16 protein-coding genes are annotated in these 19,933 nt (G+C 59.5%); 11 read left to right on the top strand and 5 right to left on the bottom strand.

From position 1 onward, the window contains the following. Positions 1–16 precede the first annotated feature (16 nt). The gene (locus ACOH1Z_RS07185; protein WP_449647761.1) at positions 17–874 is read left to right on the top strand and encodes an ABC transporter permease; all 858 of its coding nucleotides are present in this window, start codon (positions 17–19) and stop codon (positions 872–874) included. An 86-nt stretch (positions 875–960) separates the two neighbouring features. Next, on the top strand, positions 961–2,328 hold the full coding sequence (locus tag ACOH1Z_RS07180; RefSeq protein ID WP_449647760.1) for an NtaA/DmoA family FMN-dependent monooxygenase: 1,368 nt from the start codon (positions 961–963) through the stop codon (positions 2,326–2,328). Here the strand turns inward: ACOH1Z_RS07180 and ACOH1Z_RS07175 are convergent. Continuing rightward, positions 2,325–2,924 (bottom strand): PadR family transcriptional regulator, encoded by a 600-nt coding sequence (locus tag ACOH1Z_RS07175; protein WP_449647759.1) that lies wholly within the window; start codon positions 2,922–2,924, stop codon positions 2,325–2,327. The genes ACOH1Z_RS07180 and ACOH1Z_RS07175 overlap by 4 nt on opposite strands. 143 nt (positions 2,925–3,067) lie before the next feature. Between ACOH1Z_RS07175 and ACOH1Z_RS07170 the strand changes: the two genes are divergently transcribed. The 3 genes from ACOH1Z_RS07170 to dcd all read left to right on the top strand — a co-directional run bounded on the left by ACOH1Z_RS07170 (position 3,068) and on the right by dcd (position 4,734). Then, a complete protein-coding gene (locus tag ACOH1Z_RS07170; protein WP_449647758.1) occupies positions 3,068–3,562 on the top strand; it encodes a flavin reductase family protein in 495 nt (164 codons plus the stop codon). Positions 3,563–3,623: 61 nt separating this feature from the next. Next, positions 3,624–4,031, top strand: a complete 408-nt coding sequence (locus ACOH1Z_RS07165) for a riboflavin kinase (RefSeq protein WP_449647757.1) — start codon at positions 3,624–3,626, stop codon at positions 4,029–4,031. A gap of 97 nt (positions 4,032–4,128) precedes the next feature. Next, positions 4,129–4,734 carry a dCTP deaminase gene (gene dcd / locus ACOH1Z_RS07160; protein WP_449647756.1) on the top strand — a complete coding sequence of 202 codons (606 nt, stop codon included), beginning with the start codon at positions 4,129–4,131 and terminating at the stop codon, positions 4,732–4,734. On the opposite strand, the gene idi is transcribed toward dcd, so the two are convergent. After that, on the bottom strand, positions 4,731–5,255 hold the full coding sequence (idi, locus tag ACOH1Z_RS07155) for an isopentenyl-diphosphate Delta-isomerase (RefSeq protein ID WP_449647755.1): 525 nt from the start codon (positions 5,253–5,255) through the stop codon (positions 4,731–4,733). The genes dcd and idi overlap by 4 nt on opposite strands. A 106-nt stretch (positions 5,256–5,361) precedes the next feature. Between idi and ACOH1Z_RS07150 the strand changes: the two genes are divergently transcribed. Genes ACOH1Z_RS07150 through ACOH1Z_RS07130 form a run of 5 tightly spaced genes read left to right on the top strand, consistent with a single transcriptional unit; the run spans position 5,362 to position 9,319 of the window. Continuing rightward, positions 5,362–6,228, top strand: a complete 867-nt coding sequence (locus ACOH1Z_RS07150; protein WP_449647754.1) for a phytoene/squalene synthase family protein — start codon at positions 5,362–5,364, stop codon at positions 6,226–6,228. Beyond that, positions 6,225–7,784, top strand: coding sequence for a phytoene desaturase family protein (crtI, locus tag ACOH1Z_RS07145; RefSeq protein ID WP_449647753.1), 1,560 nt, complete (start codon positions 6,225–6,227; stop codon positions 7,782–7,784). The genes ACOH1Z_RS07150 and crtI overlap by 4 nt, the downstream gene beginning before the upstream one ends. A gap of 2 nt (positions 7,785–7,786) precedes the next feature. Continuing rightward, positions 7,787–8,104: a lycopene cyclase domain-containing protein gene (locus tag ACOH1Z_RS07140; RefSeq protein WP_449647752.1), complete on the top strand. Its 318-nt coding sequence runs from the start codon at positions 7,787–7,789 to the stop codon at positions 8,102–8,104. After that, positions 8,101–8,469, top strand: a complete 369-nt coding sequence (locus tag ACOH1Z_RS07135) for a lycopene cyclase domain-containing protein (protein WP_449647751.1) — start codon at positions 8,101–8,103, stop codon at positions 8,467–8,469. Before ACOH1Z_RS07140 ends, ACOH1Z_RS07135 begins: the two co-directional genes overlap by 4 nt. Beyond that, complete coding sequence (locus tag ACOH1Z_RS07130) at positions 8,462–9,319, top strand: prenyltransferase (protein WP_449647750.1); 858 nt, start codon at positions 8,462–8,464, stop codon at positions 9,317–9,319. The genes ACOH1Z_RS07135 and ACOH1Z_RS07130 overlap by 8 nt, the downstream gene beginning before the upstream one ends. Positions 9,320–9,354: 35 nt before the next feature. Here the strand turns inward: ACOH1Z_RS07130 and ACOH1Z_RS07125 are convergent, their stop codons facing one another. From ACOH1Z_RS07125 to ACOH1Z_RS07115, 3 genes are all read right to left on the bottom strand, one after another. Beyond that, complete coding sequence (locus tag ACOH1Z_RS07125) at positions 9,355–9,825, bottom strand: MarR family winged helix-turn-helix transcriptional regulator (RefSeq protein WP_449647749.1); 471 nt, start codon at positions 9,823–9,825, stop codon at positions 9,355–9,357. Positions 9,826–9,920: 95 nt separating this feature from the next. Next, positions 9,921–10,721 carry an isocitrate lyase/PEP mutase family protein gene (locus ACOH1Z_RS07120; protein WP_449647748.1) on the bottom strand — a complete coding sequence of 267 codons (801 nt, stop codon included), beginning with the start codon at positions 10,719–10,721 and terminating at the stop codon, positions 9,921–9,923. An 85-nt stretch (positions 10,722–10,806) separates the two neighbouring features. Further along, positions 10,807–12,264: an MFS transporter gene (locus tag ACOH1Z_RS07115; RefSeq protein ID WP_449647747.1), complete on the bottom strand. Its 1,458-nt coding sequence runs from the start codon at positions 12,262–12,264 to the stop codon at positions 10,807–10,809. Positions 12,265–12,533: 269 nt separating this feature from the next. On the opposite strand from ACOH1Z_RS07115, the gene ACOH1Z_RS07110 reads away from it, so the two are divergent. After that, positions 12,534–19,823 carry an SdrD B-like domain-containing protein gene (locus ACOH1Z_RS07110; RefSeq protein ID WP_449647746.1) on the top strand — a complete coding sequence of 2,430 codons (7,290 nt, stop codon included), beginning with the start codon at positions 12,534–12,536 and terminating at the stop codon, positions 19,821–19,823. The last annotated feature ends 110 nt before the right edge of the window (positions 19,824–19,933 follow it).

Below are 19,933 nucleotides of genomic sequence, written 5' to 3'. Positions count from 1 at the left end.
CAAAAACGAGGACACCATGTCAACGACAGAGACGTCAGCTCTCGCAGTTCAAGCGGCGACCAGTGCAAGCGGACGCCGCTTCTCGCCGCTCGCCACGGCAAAGCTCAAGCAAAATCTGAGCTGGGCCAACTGGGCCCCTGCTCTGATCACTTTTGTTATTGCTGCAGCGCTCTGGCAGGTCACTGCGATCGCCAATCCTTACGTGATTCCGACGATTGACCAAGTCTGGGTCAGCCTGATTAAAGACGCCGACACCTACTGGGCCAACATGCTCGTGACGGGCCTTGAGGTTCTGGTGGGTGCAAGCTCAGGCATCCTCGCCGGGTTCATCTTGGCGATCATCATGGCGGAGTTTCAGATCATGGAGCGCGCAATCATGCCGCTAGTGGTTGTTGTCATGGTGACCCCGATCGTGGCGATCGCTCCCGCTCTTGTCGTGGCGTTCGGCTTCGGTATGACCCCTAAATTCATCGTTACGGCGCTCGTTGTGTTCTTCCCCATGCTCGTTAATTCGCTTGCCGGGCTGCGAGATGTGGATGACCGCGCTCTCGACGTGATGAAGACACTGCATGCCAGCCGCTGGGAGATCTTCCGCGACCTGCGTTTCACCGGTTCAATGCCCTACGTGTTCGCGGGACTGCGCATTGCGCTTCCGCTCGCGATCGTTGGTGCAGCCGTTGCAGAGTTCGTCGCCGCCGGTCAACAGGCGGGGCTCGGATCCCTCGTCACGATCGCTGCTGCGCAAGCCAACCTGCCGGTCACCTGGGCCAGCATCGCGCTGCTCTGCCTCATGGGAGTCATCCTGATTTCTCTCCTCGCGCTCGTTCGCAAGCGAGTGCTCTGGTGGAGCGACGGAGCCGCCGTCGGCCGCTAGCTTTCGGCTCCACCCACCTTTTCCCGCTACCACTCTGACCTTTTTCACCACAATCAGACTTTTTCACCACCACGAAAGGTTTCACCATGAAGAAGCTTCGCTTCGGTCTATTCGAAAACCCCCAGGCCAACGACTCGGGAACGTCCACCTGGCGTCACCCCGACAACAAACGCGACATGTTCGACCGCCTTGACTACTGGCGTGAAATCACGACCATCTGCGAAGAGGCTGGCTTCGACTTCATGTTCTTGGCGGATGCTTGGGGTTGGGCCGATGTCAACGGTGAGCGTCCAGACGTGTGTACGGTCGAGGGCCTCGACCTGCCACGACTCGACCCCGCGATTCTGGCTGCTGCCCTGATCTCGACGACCACGAACCTCGGACTCGTGCTCACGGGATCCACTCTTCTTGAACAGCCCTACGCCTTTGCTCGCCGCATCGCGAGCCTCGACCACCTTTCGGGTGGCCGCATCGGGTGGAACGTCGTGACGACGGGAACCGCCGAGACGGCGTCGCAGGCGTTTGGTGTTCCGATGGTGGCGCACGACGAGCGTTACGACATGGCCGATGACTTCATGGAAGTCGTCTACAAGCTGTGGGAGGGAGCCTGGGAGCGCGATGCGCTCGAGCGCGACAAGAACGGTCGCTTCGCCGACCCCGCCAAGGTGCACCGCATCGAGCACGATGGCCCGTACTTCACGTCACACGGCTACGGAAACTCTTCGTACTCGCCGCAGGGCACCCCGGTGCTCTTTCAGGCGGGCACGTCGCCACGTGGCCGCGAGTTCGGCGGCAAGCACGGCGAAGCGGTGTTCCTCGGAGGCGGGTCGGTCGAGAAGATAGCTGAGCAGGTCGCCTCCATTCGTGAAGAAGCAGTGAAGAACGGTCGCGCTGCGGATTCGGTCAAGGTCATGTCGGCGTTCACCTGCGTAATCGGTGAGACTGCCGATGAAGCGCGCGCAAAGTACGACGCCGTGCGGGATACCGAAAGCCCGGACGTTGCCGTGGCCTCCTATGCCTGGTTTACGGGCCTAGACCTTTCGTCGTTCGACCCGGCGACGCCAATGAAAGAACTCCACACTGAGCTTTCGCAGACGCAAGTTACTCGCTTCGGAGACCAGACCGTTGGCGATGTTCTCGCGCAATGGCACGGCAACGGAGTGCGCAGCAAACCCTTCATTGGTACTGCGGAGCAGATTGCGGACGAAATGATCGCTCTCGCTGACGGCGCCGACCTCGATGGGTTCTTGTTGACTCCGATGATTCAGCCGACATCGACGATCGATTTCATTGAGCAGGTGCTACCGATTTTGCGGGAGCGTGGAGTCGCCGGCGAAGGATATGACGCGCCGACTCTGCGGGAACGGCTCTTGGGCACCGACGATTCGGTGCTTCGCGATGACCACCCGGGCGCCGCCTATCGCGCGACGGCCGTGGCCGAAGTAACGAGCTAGTCGGTAGTGGTTCGAGTGGGACGGTCGCCATCTTCGCCGGCGAAAATGTAGTCGCCGGAACGGATGCGACCGATCACGTCTCGAGCCCACTGCTGTTCGCCGCGCAATCGCGCGGTCGCGAGTTCAAAGATTTCGCGCACGTAGGCGGGAGTCGACGTCGAGGTCGCAACATCACCAATGTGGTACGCGTTGCTGGCAATGCGGGCGTCGATTTCGGTCACGCGGTGTTCGAGCCCATCAAGCACTTCGTCGCGCTGGAGGGCGTACATGAAGGAAGTGAGCACCATGACGGGTTTGGTGTCGAAGACTTCTACCGTCCACAGAGTGTCGCGCAGCATCCGCAACAGTTCGACTTCACCTTCTTCGGTCACCCGGTAGGTGGTTCGTTCGGGGCGATTGCCGGCGGTTTCGGTGCCGTTCTCGGCAAGGTAGCCGTCAGTTGTGAGCGATCGCAGTGCGTTGTAGATAGAGCCGGGTTGGATGTTGGCCCATTCGTCGATGTGCCAGGTCATGAGTTCACGGCGCAGAAAGTATCCGTGAACGGGCTGAAACTGGTGCACAGCGCCGAGCACGACCAAGCGAGTTGTCGTCGACATGACGCCAATCGTAAGCCACGGATTGCGGCCGTCGGGAAGGAACTCGCTTGTTTATATGATCAAAAATGAATAACATGTAGTCCTATGTTCAAACTTGACTAACTAGCCGGTTGGGTGAACATCTCAAGCAAAGGAGTCCGCTCATGTCCACAAAGACCGCCGCGGAAGAAGTCACGCCCCAAGTTGCGCTCCGCCGCGCACTCTCCCTCTTCCCGACAGGGGTCATCGCCCTCGCCGCTGTCGTGGATGGCCAACCCGTCGGCATCGCCGTCAACTCCTTCACCTCAGTTTCGCTCGAACCGCCGCTCGTCGCCGTCTGCCCCGCCCGCACCTCCGCCACCTGGCCGGTGCTGGCGCGAGCCACCAGAGTTGGGCTCAGCGTGCTTGGTGCCGATCAAGAACAGACCGCTCGAAACCTCGCTTCTCGTACCGGTGACCGTTTTACGGGCACGGACTGGAAAGCAACAGAGAGCGGAGCAATCCACATGAACGGCGCTGCACTGTGGCTCGAGTGTGAGATTCGCAACAGTTTCGATGGCGGAGACCACGAGATCGTTACGCTCGAAGTCATCCACTCCGAAGCATTCCCCGAAGTCGCTCCTTTGGTCTTTCACCTCAGCCAGTTCCGCGCACTCTGAGGGCCCCTTGTCTTCCGCGTCAGCGCTGCTTGCGCGATCAACCACCGATTGTGGGTTCCCCATGGAAGATTCCCCGCCGCTAACCTTTCGCGGCACAGTCGTCCATGGTGACAAACGGGGGCGCGAACTGGGGTTTCCCACCGCCAATGTGCAGGTCAACAGTCCGGGAACTCTTCCTGAGGATGGTGTCTACTCCTGCTGGGTCAGTTTTCCGCCGGCAACTACGCGCCATGGTGCGACCATCAGCATTGGAGCCAACCCCACTTTCGACGATGTCACTGATCGCCGAGTCGAAGCCTTCATCCACGATTTTGATGCCGACCTTTATGGATCCGAAATTGAGCTAACTGTGCACGCCTGGCTTCGCGCCATGGTTCGCTGCGACACTTTCCAAGAACTGATTGACAAGACGGCGGCGGATGTCGCGGCATCGCGCATCGCGCTCACTCGACCTGCACGACTCGAGTGACCTTCGCGGCGCCAGCTTGCGAGCGATCCCGAGTTTTCGGCCGTAAACATTTGCTCGTTTGAGCAATTATCGGGCCGGGTTTCGTTAGTCTTAGGCCATGCTTCTCAGTGATCGCGATATCCGGGCCGAACTTGCCTCTGGCCGTATTGGCCTCGACCCGCTCGATCTTGACATGGTTCAACCATCGAGTGTCGATGTGCGGCTCGATCGCTTCTTCCGCCTCTTCGATAACCATAAGTACCCCTTCATCGATCCGGCGGTCGACCAGCCAGACCTCACCCACTTGATGGAAGTGGATGCCGACCAGCCGTTCATTCTTCACCCCGGCGAGTTTGTGCTTGGTTCCACTTTCGAGCTCGTGACTCTGCCCGATGACGTCGCCGCTCGCCTTGAGGGCAAAAGCTCGCTTGGGCGACTCGGTTTGCTCACCCACTCCACGGCGGGTTTCGTTGATCCCGGATTCTCGGGTCACGTCACCCTCGAGCTCAGCAATGTGGCAACGCTGCCGATCAAGTTGTGGCCGGGCATGAAAATCGGGCAGTTGTGCTTCATCAAGACGAGCTCTCCCGTTGAATCGCCTTACGGTTCTGGCCAGTACGGTTCGCGCTACCAGGGCCAGCGTGGCCCGACGGCGAGCCGCAGTTTTCAGAACTTCCACCGCACCGATGTGCGGGCGAATGATGCGGGTTCTGTCGGGGGCTAGTTAGCGTCGAGCTGCTCCAACTGCCAGCCAAGCCAAGGGCTGAACGCGAAGGGTGTCGCTGCCACAGCAGTGTGCAGCGACTGGGGGTCAACCCAATCGAATTCGGCGACCTCTTCGGGGTTCGGGGCTGCGGCATCCGTGGTCACTGCACGGTAGACGGGGCAGATCTCGTTCTCGACGATGCCGGATGAGTCAACGGCGCGGTAACGAAAATCGGGCAGCACGAGCTGTACATCACTGACGGTGATTCCGAGTTCGTGCTGGGCGCGTCGGATGATCGCGTCAGTTATGTCTTCGCCGGGAGCGGGGTGTCCGCAAAAGGAATTGGTCCAGACTCCGGGCCAGGTGAGCTTTGACAGCGCGCGACGCGTCACAAGAACCTGACCAGTCGCGTTGTAGACGTGGCACGAAAACGCGAGGTGCAACGCGGTATCTGTCGTGTGCACGAGAGCTTTATCTGCCACACCGATGTGCTCACCTGTGTTTGAGAGAAGTACGACCTGCTCAGGGAATTGGCTCATGATCGCGATAGTCTGCCTAGGTGGATAGATTCGGAATGCCGCACGCACTGTGCCGCAGTGAATACAGCCTAACTGTCGTGTGCAGGGCGCTGGAAAGTCGGCGCGCGTGAGCACCAGACTCAAACTGTATGACCGCGTCGCTGAAGATGCTGCGAGCATCGTCATCCGCAGCTATTCCACGTCATTTTCTGCGGCTTCGCGGCTCTTGGGCGTTGATGTTCGCCAACATGTCGAGAACATTTATGCCTTGGTGCGCATTGCCGATGAGATCGTTGACGGCGGGGCAGAAGAAGCTGGCCTTGACCTGATTTCTACTTCGCGTCAGCTCACTGAACTTGAGCGCGAAACTGAACTGGCGATGGAGCAGGGGTTCAGTTCAAACCTCATCGTGCATGCTTTTGCTCTCACCGCACGCGAAGTGTCGTTTGGTGCAGAGCTCACCGCTCCATTCTTTGAGTCGATGCGCATGGATCTGAGTCAGAAAGTGCACGACCAGGCAAGTTTCGAGCGTTACGTCTACGGCTCAGCTGAGGTCGTTGGGCTCATGTGCTTGTGTGCGTTCTTGCACGGTCACGATGTCACCGATGACAAGCGGGCCAAGCTTGAACACGGTGCACGCGCTTTGGGCGCTGCCTTCCAGAAGGTCAACTTCTTGCGTGACCTTGCCGACGATTTCGAGACCCTCGGCAGAAGCTACTTTCCTGGCATCGATGTTGCGACTTTCACTGAAGAAGAAAAAGTTCGGCTTCTCGATGACCTCGATAACGATTTGCGGGATGCGGCGATCGGTTCTGAACTGCCGCCGAGCAGCAGGAAGGCTGTTGCGCTCGCGCATTCCCTTTTCGCTCAGCTATCGAAACGCATCCGGGCGACTCCGGCCAGCGAGTTAGTGCGCACCCGTGTGCGCGTTCCTGATGTTGTGAAACTGCGGTTGGCTGCGGCTGCCGCGATGGGGGTGAGTCCTCGAGTATGAGTGACGTTGTTGTAATCGGTGGCGGTATTGCGGGGCTCTCGAGCGCTGCGCTTCTCGCCAAGGAGGGGCACTCGGTCACGATTCTGGAGGGCTTGCCTGCTGTTGGCGGTCGTGCGGGGTCGTGGGAACACGATGGTTTCCGGTTCGACACCGGCCCTTCGTGGTACTTGATGCCTGAGGTGTTTGACCACTTCTACAAACTCATGGGAACCAGTGCAGAAGAGCAACTGTCACTTGTAACCCTCGACCCCGGTTACCGGGTGTATTTCGAGGGTGAAGCAGACCCCATCGACATCTCAACGGACCTCGACGAGAACCTTGCGCTGTTTGAGAGCATTGAGCCTGGCTCGCGCGTGCGCATGCAGAAGTACTTGAAGTCCGCAGAAGAAACGTATGAGTTAGCTAAGCAATATTTCTTATATACGTCATTTGCTGACCTGCGCACGAGCGCAACGAAAGAGGTATTGGCAAAGGCGGCCCGCTTCATCCGTCTGCTCATCGAACCGCTTTCGCGACTGGTCGCGCGCACGGTGAAGGATGATCGTCTGCGCAAAGTCTTGGGCTACCCAGCAGTGTTTTTGGGATCGTCGCCGTATCTGACGCCCAGCATGTATCACCTCATGAGTCACCTCGATCTGGCTGACGGAGTTCTCTACCCGATGGGTGGATTCACGCGCGTCATCGAGAGCATCGCCGACATTGCGCGCGCCGCCGGAGTCGATATTCGTACCAATGCGAAGGTCACCCGCATTACGACGGTTGACGGAGTCGCGACCGGTGTCGAATACGTCGATGCTGCAGGAACGTCACGCACCCTAACCGCCGATATTGTCGTCTCGGCCGCCGATCTCCACCACACCGAAACCACTCTGCTGGAGTCGAGCGAGCAGACCTATCCGGCCGAGTACTGGCAATCGAAGACGCCCGGGCCAAGTGCCCTGCTGTTGTACTTGGGAGTGAAGGGCGAACTGCCTGAGCTTGAACACCACACGCTGTTGTTCATGAAGGACTGGCAAGAGGGGTTTGAGGCGATTTTCGGTACTGAGCCGAAGGTGCCGGAACCGGCCTCGCTTTACATTTGCAAGCCGAGCGGTGTTGACCCCAACGTTGCCCCCGATGGCTTCGAGAATGTCTTTGTTCTTGTGCCTATTCCCGCCGATCCGTCGATCGGTCGGGGCGAGATTGGTGGCGATGGCGACCCTCGCATTGAGAAGCTTGCCGACACAGTGATTTCACAAATCGGCGATTGGACTGGCATCCCTGATTTCGCCGATCGCATCACTGTTCGCCGAACTGTAGGTCCTGGCGACTTTGCTGCCGACCTCAATGCGTGGCGAGGTACGGCACTCGGTCCCGCCCACACTCTCAAGCAGAGCGCATTCTTCCGCGCTGGCAACGTGAGCAAAAAGGTCACGGGCCTGTACTACGTTGGCGGCTCCACCATCCCCGGCATCGGACTGCCTATGTGTCTCATCAGTGCCGAGGTGCTTATCAAGCGACTGCGGGGAGACACCTCACCCGGTCCACTTCCTGAGCCCCTCTCCGCACAGGATTAGCCGTGATTGTTCTCTACCTTGTTGCGCTGCTGATTTCGCTGACCGGCATGGTGGTGCTTGATCGCCGTTTCACGCTGTTCTTTTGGCGGGATGCACGTCGGGCAACAGTGGTGTTGGTGGTGGGCGTGATCTTCTTCTTTGTGTGGGACCTGCTGGGGGTTAGCCTCGGCATCTTTTTCCGTGGTGAAACCGACTTCATGACGGGACTGCTGGTGGCTCCGGAGGTTCCTCTCGAGGAGATCTTCTTCCTCACGCTGCTCTGCTATCTCACTATGAACGTCTATGGCGCTCTCACCCGCACGAGAGTGGGTGCGGCGTGACTTATTGGCTGCTCAATGCAGTATTTCTTGCGATCGTCACGGCGCTCGCCGTCGTCACAGTCGCCACTCGACGTGCGCCGGGGTGGCGCGCGATCGCGGTCACAGCGGGCATCCTGCTCATCATGACCGCCATCTTCGACAACGTCATGATCTCCGTGGGCCTTGTCGGCTATAGCCCTGACGCCATCAGCGGTGCATTCATCGGTGTTGCTCCGCTCGAAGATTTCGCCTACACAATCGCGGCCGTCGTGGGGTTGCCGTGTCTGTGGATGCTGTTGGGGTCGCGCCGTGGTTCCGGTGCAACAACTACAGCGCCCGCGAAAACCGTAGACTCTCCCGCGAATCCGGAGGCCCACAATGGTTAAGGATCTGTTCCTCTCATCACGTCCCCTCAGCTGGGTCAACACGGCGTTCCCGTTCGCGGCTGCCTACTACCTCACGACCGGGGCGATCGACCTCACCTTCGTGCTGGGCACCATCTTCTTTCTCGTGCCTTACAACCTGGCGATGTATGGCATCAACGATGTGTTCGACTACGAATCTGACTTGCGTAATCCGCGAAAGGGAGGCGTAGAGGGTGCATTGCTTGACCCTCGGATGCACCGGCCAACGCTCATCGCTGCCGCCGTCTCGACGCTCCCGTTTATCGCCTATCTCGTCATTGTCGGCAACCCGCTGTCGTGGTTGGTGTTGCTTATCAGCATGTTCGCGGTTGTCGCGTATTCGGCGAAGGGGCTGCGGTTCAAGGAGAGGCCCTTCTTGGATTCGCTCACGTCGAGCACTCATTTTGTGTCGCCAGCGATTTACGCCCTCGTGCTTACCGGTGCCGCCGTCACTCCCCAACTGTGGGCAGTGCTGGGGGCGTTCTTCCTCTGGGGAATCGCCTCACACGCTTTCGGTGCTGTGCAGGATGTGCTCGCTGATCGCGCTGCCGAAATTTCGTCGATCGCGACGGTGATTGGGGCGCGCGCTACGACCCGGTTTGCGGTTGTCGCCTATCTTGCTGGTGGCATCCTGTTGCTCTTCGCTGCGTGGCCCGGCCCGCTCGGGGCAATCCTCGTGCTTCCCTATGCGGCAATGTGCGCGCCATTCTGGAACATCACGGATGCCACAGCCGAGTCAGCAAACCGTGGCTGGAAAAACTTCTTGGCCCTCAATTTCGTCACAGGGTTCTTCGTGACGATGCTGCTGATCTGGTGGGCCCTGATCCGCTAGCCCGCTCTGTAGGACCTCTCTGTTGACTGCTTTCGTTAGCTGGCTGGCGGGGCAGCGCCGTCGCGTTGAGTGCTCAGGTTTTTTGCCATCGTCTCGAGCACCGTAATGGCTGTTTCGTACTGCTCTGGTGTGACCCCCGCGGTCGCTTTGGTGCGCTCTTTGGCAATTACGGCGGCGAGCCGTTCGACAACTCCGCGGCCTCGTTCTGTGAGTTCGTAGAGGGAGCCGTCTGTGGTGAGCCATTCGCTTTCCACAAGTTCTTGCAGCGACTCAAGTGAGCTCGTGTGTGCATCTTGGGTCGGCGGAACCGCCGCTCGAGGAGAGTTGAGAAAAGGAGCGATCTCGATGTCGAGAAGGGCAACTCCGGCGGGCCCCTTGGATAACACCACGAGCAGTTGCCACTGCCGACGAGTGATGCCGTGCTCTTCGAGGGTGAGGGCAAATAGCTCGTCGATGATCCGGTCGACGTGCTTCACCCAGTAGCTGATGGGTTGTTGCGTGTCCATGAACTGACATTACTCCTGAGGACGCCGAGGCGGGCGAGGCAAAACACGAGTAGCGTGCTTCGCCCCACCAACTGGGGTCGTCCGTGTGCGATTTGTTAGTACGAGAAGCCGAGTTCGTCAGGATAGTCACCGAGAGCCGTCAATTGAGTTGCTGCCGCCTGCAGGTGCGACAGGGTGAGGCCGAGGGTGCGCGGACCGAAGCTGACGCGGGCGATTCCCAATTCGGCGAGGCGCTTCAACGAAACGTAGCCTGGTCCTCCGATTGCGGAAATCGGGCCAGAGATCTCGGCCAGTGCACGTTCAAGTTTTTCTTCATCGCTGAGCCCGAGCACGAAGATGCAGTCAGCTCCGGCGGCCAGGTAGGCGTTTGCTCGGGTGACCATGTCATCCCATTCACCGCCTCCAGCCAAGACGTCTACGCGGGCGTTGATTGCGATCGGTACGCCCGTTGCGTTTCCGGCGGCTCGGGCGGCAGCAACTCGAGCTGTCGCATGGGGGAGGTCGAAGAGTGGAGCCTTGGCTGGGCCCGAGCTGTCTTCGATGTTGATCCCGGATGCTCCGGCTGCGATCAATCGTTCGACGTTTGCTTGAACGCCGGCGGCATCCGCGGCGTAGCCTTTCTCAAAATCGACGGAGACGGGAATCTCAACGGCGTTGCAGATGACGGATGCCGCATTCAACGCTTGTTCGATGGTGAGTCCTTCGCCGTCTGGCACACCGTGCGCGAAACTCACCGCATGACTTGCGGTCGCGAGGGCGCGCACTCCTGGGGCTTCGGCGACGATGCGGGCGGTAATGGCGTCCCACACGTTGGAGACGATGAGGGGAGTCCCTGGCACGTGAAGGGAGCGCAACAGTTCTGCGCGGGCGGCGGGGGTGGTGGCATTTTCGGTCATGAGCCAAGCATCCCCCGACGCGATGTCGTGCGCCAGCGATTTTCGGACCCGACCGGCAAACTTTGTCGTAACGCTCAGCCCCGAGTTAGTCGATGACCGATTGCTTCGCTTTCACGGGGAGCATGAGCCCGAGCCCGGCGAGGAGAACGATCACGATTCCGATGATTCCGAAGCGTGTGTCGCCGGTCATGGTGACAAAGAGGGTGAAGAGGCCGGGTGCCAAGAAGCTGACGGCGCGACCGGTTGTGGCATAGAGGCCGAAGATTTCACCTTCGCGCCCCACCGGGGTGATGCGAGCGAGGAAGCTGCGGCTCGCTGCCTGCACCGGCCCGACGAAGAGAGTAAGAAAGAGGCCGGCGATCCAGAACCCGGTCCTGGCGTCTCCAACAAACAGCACGGCAAGGCCGGCGATCACGAGTCCAGCAAGTGAGCCAATGATCACGTTCTTGGCACCGAGTTTGTCATCGAGCCATCCGCCAATGAAGGTTCCAATTCCGGCGACAAGGTTGGCAGCGACAGCGAAGTAAATGACTTCGCTTGGGCTGAACCCGAAGACTTGCGCTGCGATGATGGCGCCAAAGGTGAAGACGGCGGCAAGGCCATCACGGAAGACTGCGCTGGCGAGAAGGAACATGAGCACTTGGGGGCTCTTCTTGGCGAGAGTCGTGATAGTGCCAAAGAGCTTGGCGTAGCTCGCGAAGAAACTCACTCGGTTTTCGCGTGCACCCGCAGGGATCTCGGGCACGGCGATCAGTACGGGGATCGCGAAGATGGCAAACCACGCGGCTGAGGCGAGCACGGCGTAGCGCACATCGAGGGCTCCACCATCCGCACCAAAAGGCACATTGAGCAGTCCGTTGCCGGTCTCGCTTCCAAAGTTTTGAATGAACAACACGAGCAGGATGATCAGCAGCACGATCCCGCCGATGTAGCCCATGCCCCAACCAAAGCCCGAGACGCGGCCAACTGTTTGTGGTGTCGAGACCTGCACGAGCATTGCGTTGTAGTTGACGCTCGCAAACTCGAAGAAGATGTTCCCAGCGGCGAGTAGTGCGGCACCGAGGTAAATGTAGGAGGGCACGGGGGCGACGAAGAACATCGCTCCCATTGCGAGCACGACGAGGCCGGTGTTGATGGCTAGCCATAGTTTGCGGCGACCAGAGCCATCCGAGCGCTGTCCGAGTATGGGAGCGAGAATCGCGACGAGCACACCGGCGATAGTGAGCGCACCCGAGATGACGGTCGTGTTGTTTGCCTTCGCGAGCACGAGGGCTGGGTTCTTGGTGTCATCTCCGGCTGCGGCGAGAACCTCCGGGTCGATGAACAATCCACTTGCGAGGTAGGTGCTGAAGACGAAGGTTGTGACGACAGCGTTGAACGCTGCGGAGCCCCAATCCCACAGTGCCCAGGCGCGAACCCGGCTCTTGGGGATTGGCGAGTCGTCGATGAGACCTTGCCCTACTGTGCCGATCGCCCGGGTATTTGCGACGCGAGGAACTGCAGGAACACTGGGGACCTCGTTGTCGGGAGTCTTGTCCGTCATGCGAACAGGCTAGTGGTGCGGGGTAAACAATTGCGTTAACTGGGCAATTTTTGGCCACATTCGTCCCGGTCCCGCTTAGTGAGGACAGCTCGGGGGACGGTAGACAAGTCTGTGTACCCCACTAGGTGGGCTTTTCGGGGGACGTTTGCCGTCTTATCGTTGCTAAAGATCTCTATATCTGGCCCCCGACATTGGCCAGTGTGCACCGATCAACCCGACACAGTGTGGATTCTCTCTGTTTCCACCGCGGAAAAATTAAGGCCTTACCCGTGAAGTTTTTGCTGCGCTCCCTACTTATTGCTGCCCTCCTAGCTGCGGGCATCACCGTCCCGGCGCAGGCTGCTACCGCCGCGCCCGCGGACATCACTGTCGACCTCAACCGGCAGGTGAGTGCGACTACGTTGTACGGCAGTGACGTGTCAGTGACGCTCACGGCACAGCAAACATCGGGTTCCAACGCCTACAACCTGACCTTCACCGACATTCTGCCCGCTGGGGCAACGCTGGAAACAAACTCTGCCTACGGCGAACCGCAAAAGATTGCGCTCGCGGGAGGCTCCACCAAGCTCATCTGGAACAACGTTGCCGACCTGTCGTCTGGCGCCGTCGTCTCATTGACCTACTCCTTCTCGTACGACATGCCCCGTTACGACGTCGGCGACACATTCACGGGTGTTGCTGAAGCGTTCGCTAACACCAATGAGCGCACTCTGGTGAAGTTCGACGCGCTCACTGGCGCGGTCATCGAGAGCTCGCGTGACGTGGGCGGAAGCGCGGAATCGAGCACCACGCTCGTTCCCTTCGTTCTTGACAAGGCAGAGACATCGAGCCCCGAGTCTGAGCTGCTTCGCGGTGTCCACGATCACCAGACGGTCTATGAGCTCACCGTCACCAACAACGGCGTCAACTCAAGCTCTGACTTCACCGTTACCGACTACCTCCCCGCTGGCCTTGAATTCCTCGGATGCGCGGCAGCAGACAACAGCGCAGTCGACACCGAAGAATATGACGGTTCCGGTCGCATCCTTCCGGCAAGTTTCCCGAGCGGCGTGGACTGTGCTGGCCTCGTTCCGACCACAAGCACCGTCGTCGTTGACCCAGACGGAGCTGGCCCTCTAGTTGAGGCCGTCTACACGAAGGTTGTGTGGACTATTCCTGGCGTGCTCGCCACCGATGGCGTCATCACGATTCGGTATGCGGCCGCAATACCGCTACGTGAGAACGTCGCGTTCGATGGCGAAGCTACGGCAAACCTCGACAACAACACGGGTGCCTTGACCTATGACGAGCAGCAACTCACTAATTACGCCGTAACGAGTGGTACCTATTCCGGCGACGCTGTGGTCTACACCGATGAAGCCACCGCCACTGTTTCCGCTGAAGACGTGTCAATTCAGAAAACTGTTGACGAGACTGGCATCACGCAGGGTTCAAACAGCGTCTGGACGCTCAAGTACCAGTCGTCTGAATATGCTCTTTCCACCGGCTCGATCGTGATCACTGACACGATTCCTGACGGGCTCAACTTCGAGGGCAGCATTCCTGATCCAACCTCTGGCCCTGCCGAGAATGCCGATGGAACCCTCACCGTGTCGTGGGATGCCGCAGCGTTTGACGGGGCGTCGAGCAGTGGAGAAATAACGGTCTTCACGTCGACGCGCGCCGCCTACCGCCTCGTAGGAGCCGGAGGCGTTGAGCGCCCGGTCAGCTCAAACGACTCGTGGACGAACACCGTCGACCTCGCGACATCCGCCACTGTCATCACCGACAACGACACCACGACCACAGAACTTGCCATCGTCGACACGTCAAGTGCCAGCCAGAAGGCTGAAGGCATCACGCTAACGAAGCGAGTTTCTGAGCCGAAGCCGATGGCAGACACCTGTGAGAACGTCAGCGGTCTTGAATTCAAGGATGACCTCGCCACGAACGCATTCCACCCGGGCGACTGGGTTTGCTACGAACTGACCGTCACGTTCCCGAGCCGCCTCGACACGCTCGACAACGTTGTGAATGACTTCTTGCCAGCAGGCTTCACTTTTATTGACTACGCTACGACCCCGCTAAACACAGTTGGCTCAACCTTCGTTGCCCAAGACCCCAACGACAAGTCGCGTTTGCTTACTTGGAATGTCGGAGATGTGGATGCCGGAACGGTCTTCCAGGTGCTGGTGACGGCCGAGATCACTGATCCTGCCGCGGTCACCGATGGCGACATCGTGTCGAACCTCATGAAAATGACGTACAAGAACACTGCTGGTGATGTTTTCCAGCTGCGGGACAGTGCAGACACGCTCGTCGAGAAGCCGGTGGTGACGCTCTCGAAGGGCATCATCGAACTCAACGAGACGCCGGTACCGAGTGCACCCGTCAACAGTCTCGCGGTGCAAGCAACCGATCGAGTGACCTATGCCGTTGTGGTGACCAATACGGGAGGCCAGACCGCCACCAACGTTTCGGTGCGAGACAACCTTCCGTCATTGCTCGAATGCACCGATGTGGAAAACATCACCGACGCCGGTGTCTGTGGAGCCGCGGCATCGCTTCCGCGCACGATTGAGTGGACCATCCCCACGATCGCTGCCGGTGGTTCCTACACCGTGACTTACGACGTCATCACTCCGGCCGATTCTGCTGCGGGAGACACTTTCGTCAACACCGCTGGCGTGCGCACCTACGATGCGGTCACCAACATGGGAGGTACGCAAGAATATTTCCCCGTCAACAACATCGACCCTGACCTCGAAGTCAAGGCCAACAGCGTCGAGGCTAAAGACACCGCGTCGGCAAACCTTCGCCTTCCCACCCTTGTGAAAGCTGCGACTACATCAATCAATGAAGCAAGCAATAATCGTGCAGGCCAGGCCACTATCGGAGAGACCATCACGTATACCGTGACGACGACGATCCCTGAGGGCTCCTCGGCGTACGTCAATCCGACGGTCACTGACGTGATTAGCAACCGCTTTACGATCGTCGGTACGCCCACCTTCACGGTGAACGGCGGCCCGAGCCAAAATGCGGTGGTCAGCGGACAAACGGTGAGGGCGCTCGTCGGGGCCAACTACGTGAACTCTCCAAACAGTGGCGATGACCCCGTCGTTCTCACGATCACCGTGCGTGTTCTCGATGCTGCCGGCCCCGTTCGCGGCAACCTGATTAACAACACCGCAAGCTTTAGCTGGCAGCCTGTCAGCGGATCCACCAAGACCGCAACGAGCAACAATGCGAGCATTCGCATTGTTGAGCCCAGCGTGTCGGTCTCGAAGACCAGCAACGCGGTATCGGGTCGAATCGTGGCTGGTCAGATCGTGCAGTACACGCTTGCGGTGCGCAATAGCAGCGCGGCGAATGTATCGATCGCTCACGACACCACTGTGATCGACCACGTGCCAACCACGATCCAGCCAGTCGATGTCGCAAACAATCCTGTGACGACAAGTCAAACGTTGCCCGGTGGCGGCGCGTGGGACCAAGCAGCACGCACGATCACATTCACGATTGCGAGCATGGCTCCCGGTTCCGGGCCCAACTTGACGTACAGCGCTCGCGTAGTAGACCCGCTCTTGAGCGGCGCGACCATCGTCAACTCGGTGGATGTCACGACGACCTCGATTGCCGGCAGTGACGCCAACGAACGCACTTCGACTTCAACGACGGGTTCGGCAAGCTATAAGGACAACGACGAACTCACACTGCGCGCCCCCGAAGTCGGCGTCAGCAAGAGTGCAACGCCATCGTCGCGCACCATCGGTGAAGTCATTACCTACTCTGTTGATGTCACGATCCCGAAGTCGGTAATCGCCTACGACGTGACCGCACTCGACACCATGCCGACCAACGTTCGGTTCGGCCAGTTCCTTGACTCCGCCTGCACTGTCGCTGGCGTCGATTGTGGCTCCGGTGATCAAGTGGATGCCGAACTTATCGGCACTCCGTCGACTACGGACCGCACGATTGGTTTTGCCCTCGGTGACATTGACCCCGCTTCGGCAAACGAACGTGTCGTCACGATTCGTTACACCGGCATCGTGACTACCGCTGCAGCATCCGGCAACACCCTGACAAACACGGTTCGTCCCTACTGGAACGACACCAATAAGCAGCTGGGAACGCCGTCAACCGTTCCAGGGCCGACCGATTTCGACCGCGTAGGGACGCCATCGACCGCGAATGTCGCCGTTCTCGAACCGCGCCTAACCATTGATAAGGATGTCGCCGGCCAGGTCGGTGACACCGACACTCGTCGTGCCAAGCCAGGCGAGTCTCTTGAGTACACGATTGTCGTTACCAACGCCGGCAACTCGCCCGCCTATGACGTGACGGTTACGGACACCCCGGATGCTCGAGTCACCGGCTTTACCTCCGCAGGGGTAGTTGGCGTCACGCCCACCGATATCACTCCGTCAGACGGAACGCTCGGTTGGAAAATCGCAGGCCCCATCGCTGCAGGCGCCAGCGTAACCATCAAGTACACGGTGACGATGCCGGTCGTTGACGAGACGAGCGAGATTGTTGCTTCGGCAGAAATCATCAATACTGCCGACGTGCCGCACTACTTCGGTGTTGCACCGAGTGATCAGGTTTCGACGATCGACTACAAGGACTACGACGACGTGACTCCGGATGTCGTGAGCGTTGAACTCGACCTTGCGTCCATCGGGGACTACCTCTGGTTCGACGTCAACAATGACGGCGTTCAGGGTGCAGGCGAGCCCGCCCTTGAGGGTGTAAAGGTGACCGTTGTTTACGCCGGGGCCGACGGAATATTTGGCAACACTGACGACGAGACATTCCCTCGCACGACAGACGAAAACGGTCTGTACCTTGTGAACCAACTGCCAGGTGGTCTCTACCGAGTGACCGTGGATGCTTCCACTCTTCCCGCGGGAATGACCCCCAGCTACGACCTCGATGGCACCACCGTGACGCCTAACGGCATCTGGCAGGGCACCCTCGCCGAGAACGACAGGAAGCGAGACGTCGACTTCGGCTACACGGGAACCGGTTCGATCGGTGACTTCGTCTGGTTCGATCAAAACAAGGATGGCGTTCACGACGCGAACGAGCCCGGCTTGCCTGGCGCGACCGTCACGGCTGTCTTCGGCGGACTCGATGGGGATCTCTCCACGACGGCCGACAACATCACCTACACGACATCCACGGATGACGATGGCAAGTACACGGTCGGCCTGCTTCCTGCCGGTCCCTACACTGTCACTGTCAGCGACCTGCCCACCGGATATGTCGTTGTCTCCGATCCCAATGGTGGAACCAGCGCGAGCTCAACGACGTCGCTGACCGCCGGCCAAAATCGCGTCAACCAGGACTTCGGCTACGCGGGAACCGCGGCCATCGGTGACTACGTCTGGATCGACCGCAACGGTGACGGTATTCAAGAGGGAACCGAGCCGGGAATCTACGGCGCTGACGTTGAACTCACCTGGTTCGGCGAAGACGGTGTGCTCGGCGGCGGTGACGACGGAGTATTCACAACCACGACCGACGGTAACGGTGCCTACAGTTTCCCGAACTTGCTGCCCGGAAACTTCTCGGTAGCCGTCACTGGCGGACTGCCAGCAGGCGCGACGAACAGCTTCGATCGTGATGGCGACAAGGACTCTCAAGCTCCCGTATCGCTAACGATCGGTCAAACCGTCACCGACGTTGACTTCGGCTACGACGTTACTTCCGTCATCGGAGACCGCGTGTGGTGGGATCGCAACCAGGATGGCGTGCAAGACAGCAACGAACCGGGACTGTCCGGAGTGGGCATCCGCATCACGTACCTGGGTACCGACGGTGTTCTTGGCGGAACCGGCGCTGCTGGTGATATCGAGTTCACAACAACGACGGACAGCAACGGCAACTGGACTGTGACAGATATTCCCGACGGCAACTACATTGTCGAGGTCGTCAGTGGAGTACCGGCTGGCTTCGGCCCGACCTTCGACAACGACAGTGGAACGACCGCGCCAGACGAAGAATCACGCGTGACACTGGTCGATTCTGATCTCCGTCAGGACTTCGGTTATGCCGGCGACTCGAGCATTGCTGACACGGTCTGGCTCGACCTCAATAAGGATGGCGTTCAGGATGTCGGCGAGCCCGGCCTTCCGGGAATTGATGTCACTCTTGTCTGGTTCGGTCCGGATGGCGTTGCTGGCGGAACCGACGATGTCACTTTCGTGGAGACAACTGACGCCAACGGCCACTACCTATTCGATGGACTGCCAGAGGGCAGCTACACCGTGACGGTAGACACCGACACTCTGCCGAGCGGCGTTGCGCCGACATTCGACGCGGATGCTGGCACCAACCAGCCGACGGCGGCGACAACACCGTCCGGCGTTGGCCCGAACTCGACCACAGCAGTTGTGCTTCCAGCGGCAACCGATCTTGACAACATCGACTTCGGTTACGTCGGAACCGGCAAGATCGGTGACACCGTCTGGCTCGACCAGAATGGCGACGGGATTGTCGACGCCAGCGAGTCAGGAATTGCTGAAGTTCTTGTGACGCTCACTTGGGCGGGGCTCGATGGCATCCTGGGCAACGCCGACGATGTGGTGTCGACCCAGCGCACCGACAGTGACGGCAACTACCTCTTCGAAGACCTCCCCTCTGGACTCTTCCGGATCGACTTGAGCGGACTGCCACGAGGCCTTACGGCAACGGCTGACCCGGATGCTGGCTTCGATGACACCTCTGAGGTCACCTTGCGGGGTGGCGAAGAAAACTTCGATCAGGACTTTGGCTACCGCGGTGACGCGGGCGTCGGCGACCTGCTCTGGCTCGACGTGAACAACGATGGGGTTCAGGGAACAAACGAACCTGGTCTTCCCGGAATCGTGATGACCGTGACGAGTCCCGGCGCTGACGGGCTGTTCGATACCGCTGACGATCTGATCGTGACCACCACGACGGACGTGAACGGAAACTACCTCGTAGAGGGACTTCCCGCCGGTGATGTTCGAGTGTCATACGACCCTGCGACGTTGACGGAGGGATTCGTTCCCAACGCTGACCTTGACGGTGATGTTCTCTTCGAAACGACAGCCGAATTGACTGCGGGTGAGACTCGACTCGATGTGGACTTCATTGTGGTCGGTAGTGCAACGCTCAACGGCATTGTGTTCGATGACCCGAATGGCAACGGTGTGCGTGACCGCGGTGATCGCGGCATCCCGAACGCGAAGGTCAACGTTGTTTGGGCCGGACCCAACGGCCCCGTAACGGTTGTGGTGACGACCGACGCTGATGGAGCGTGGGAACTGACTACACTTCCAGCGGGAACGTACACGGCAACGATCGACCTCAGTTCGGTCAGTGCGGACTACCGCCCATCAACAGGTACATCGTCAACGGTTGAGCTGCCGGCCTTCGGTACACGCTCGGTCATTCAAGGTCTCACAACGCTGATGCTCGCCTTCACGGGTTCGAACATTGCGTTGGGAGCATCGCTCGCCGGTCTGCTATTGCTTGGCGGATTGTTGCTTCTCCTGCCAGGACGTCGGGTCCGCGGTGGAAGGCAGTCCGCTCTAACTTCGGGTAAGTAGCAGGCACGACCAGCGAGTTGGCGCGGTGACTGCGCTAAGAGCCGAAAGCTCTTAGCGCAGTCACCGCGCTTTATCCGTTAACGGGCGGGATGGTGTGCAGCGCAACGCCC

This window comes from Rhodoglobus sp. (assembly GCF_053580035.1).
This window is presented reverse-complemented; position numbering and strand designations above follow the sequence as displayed.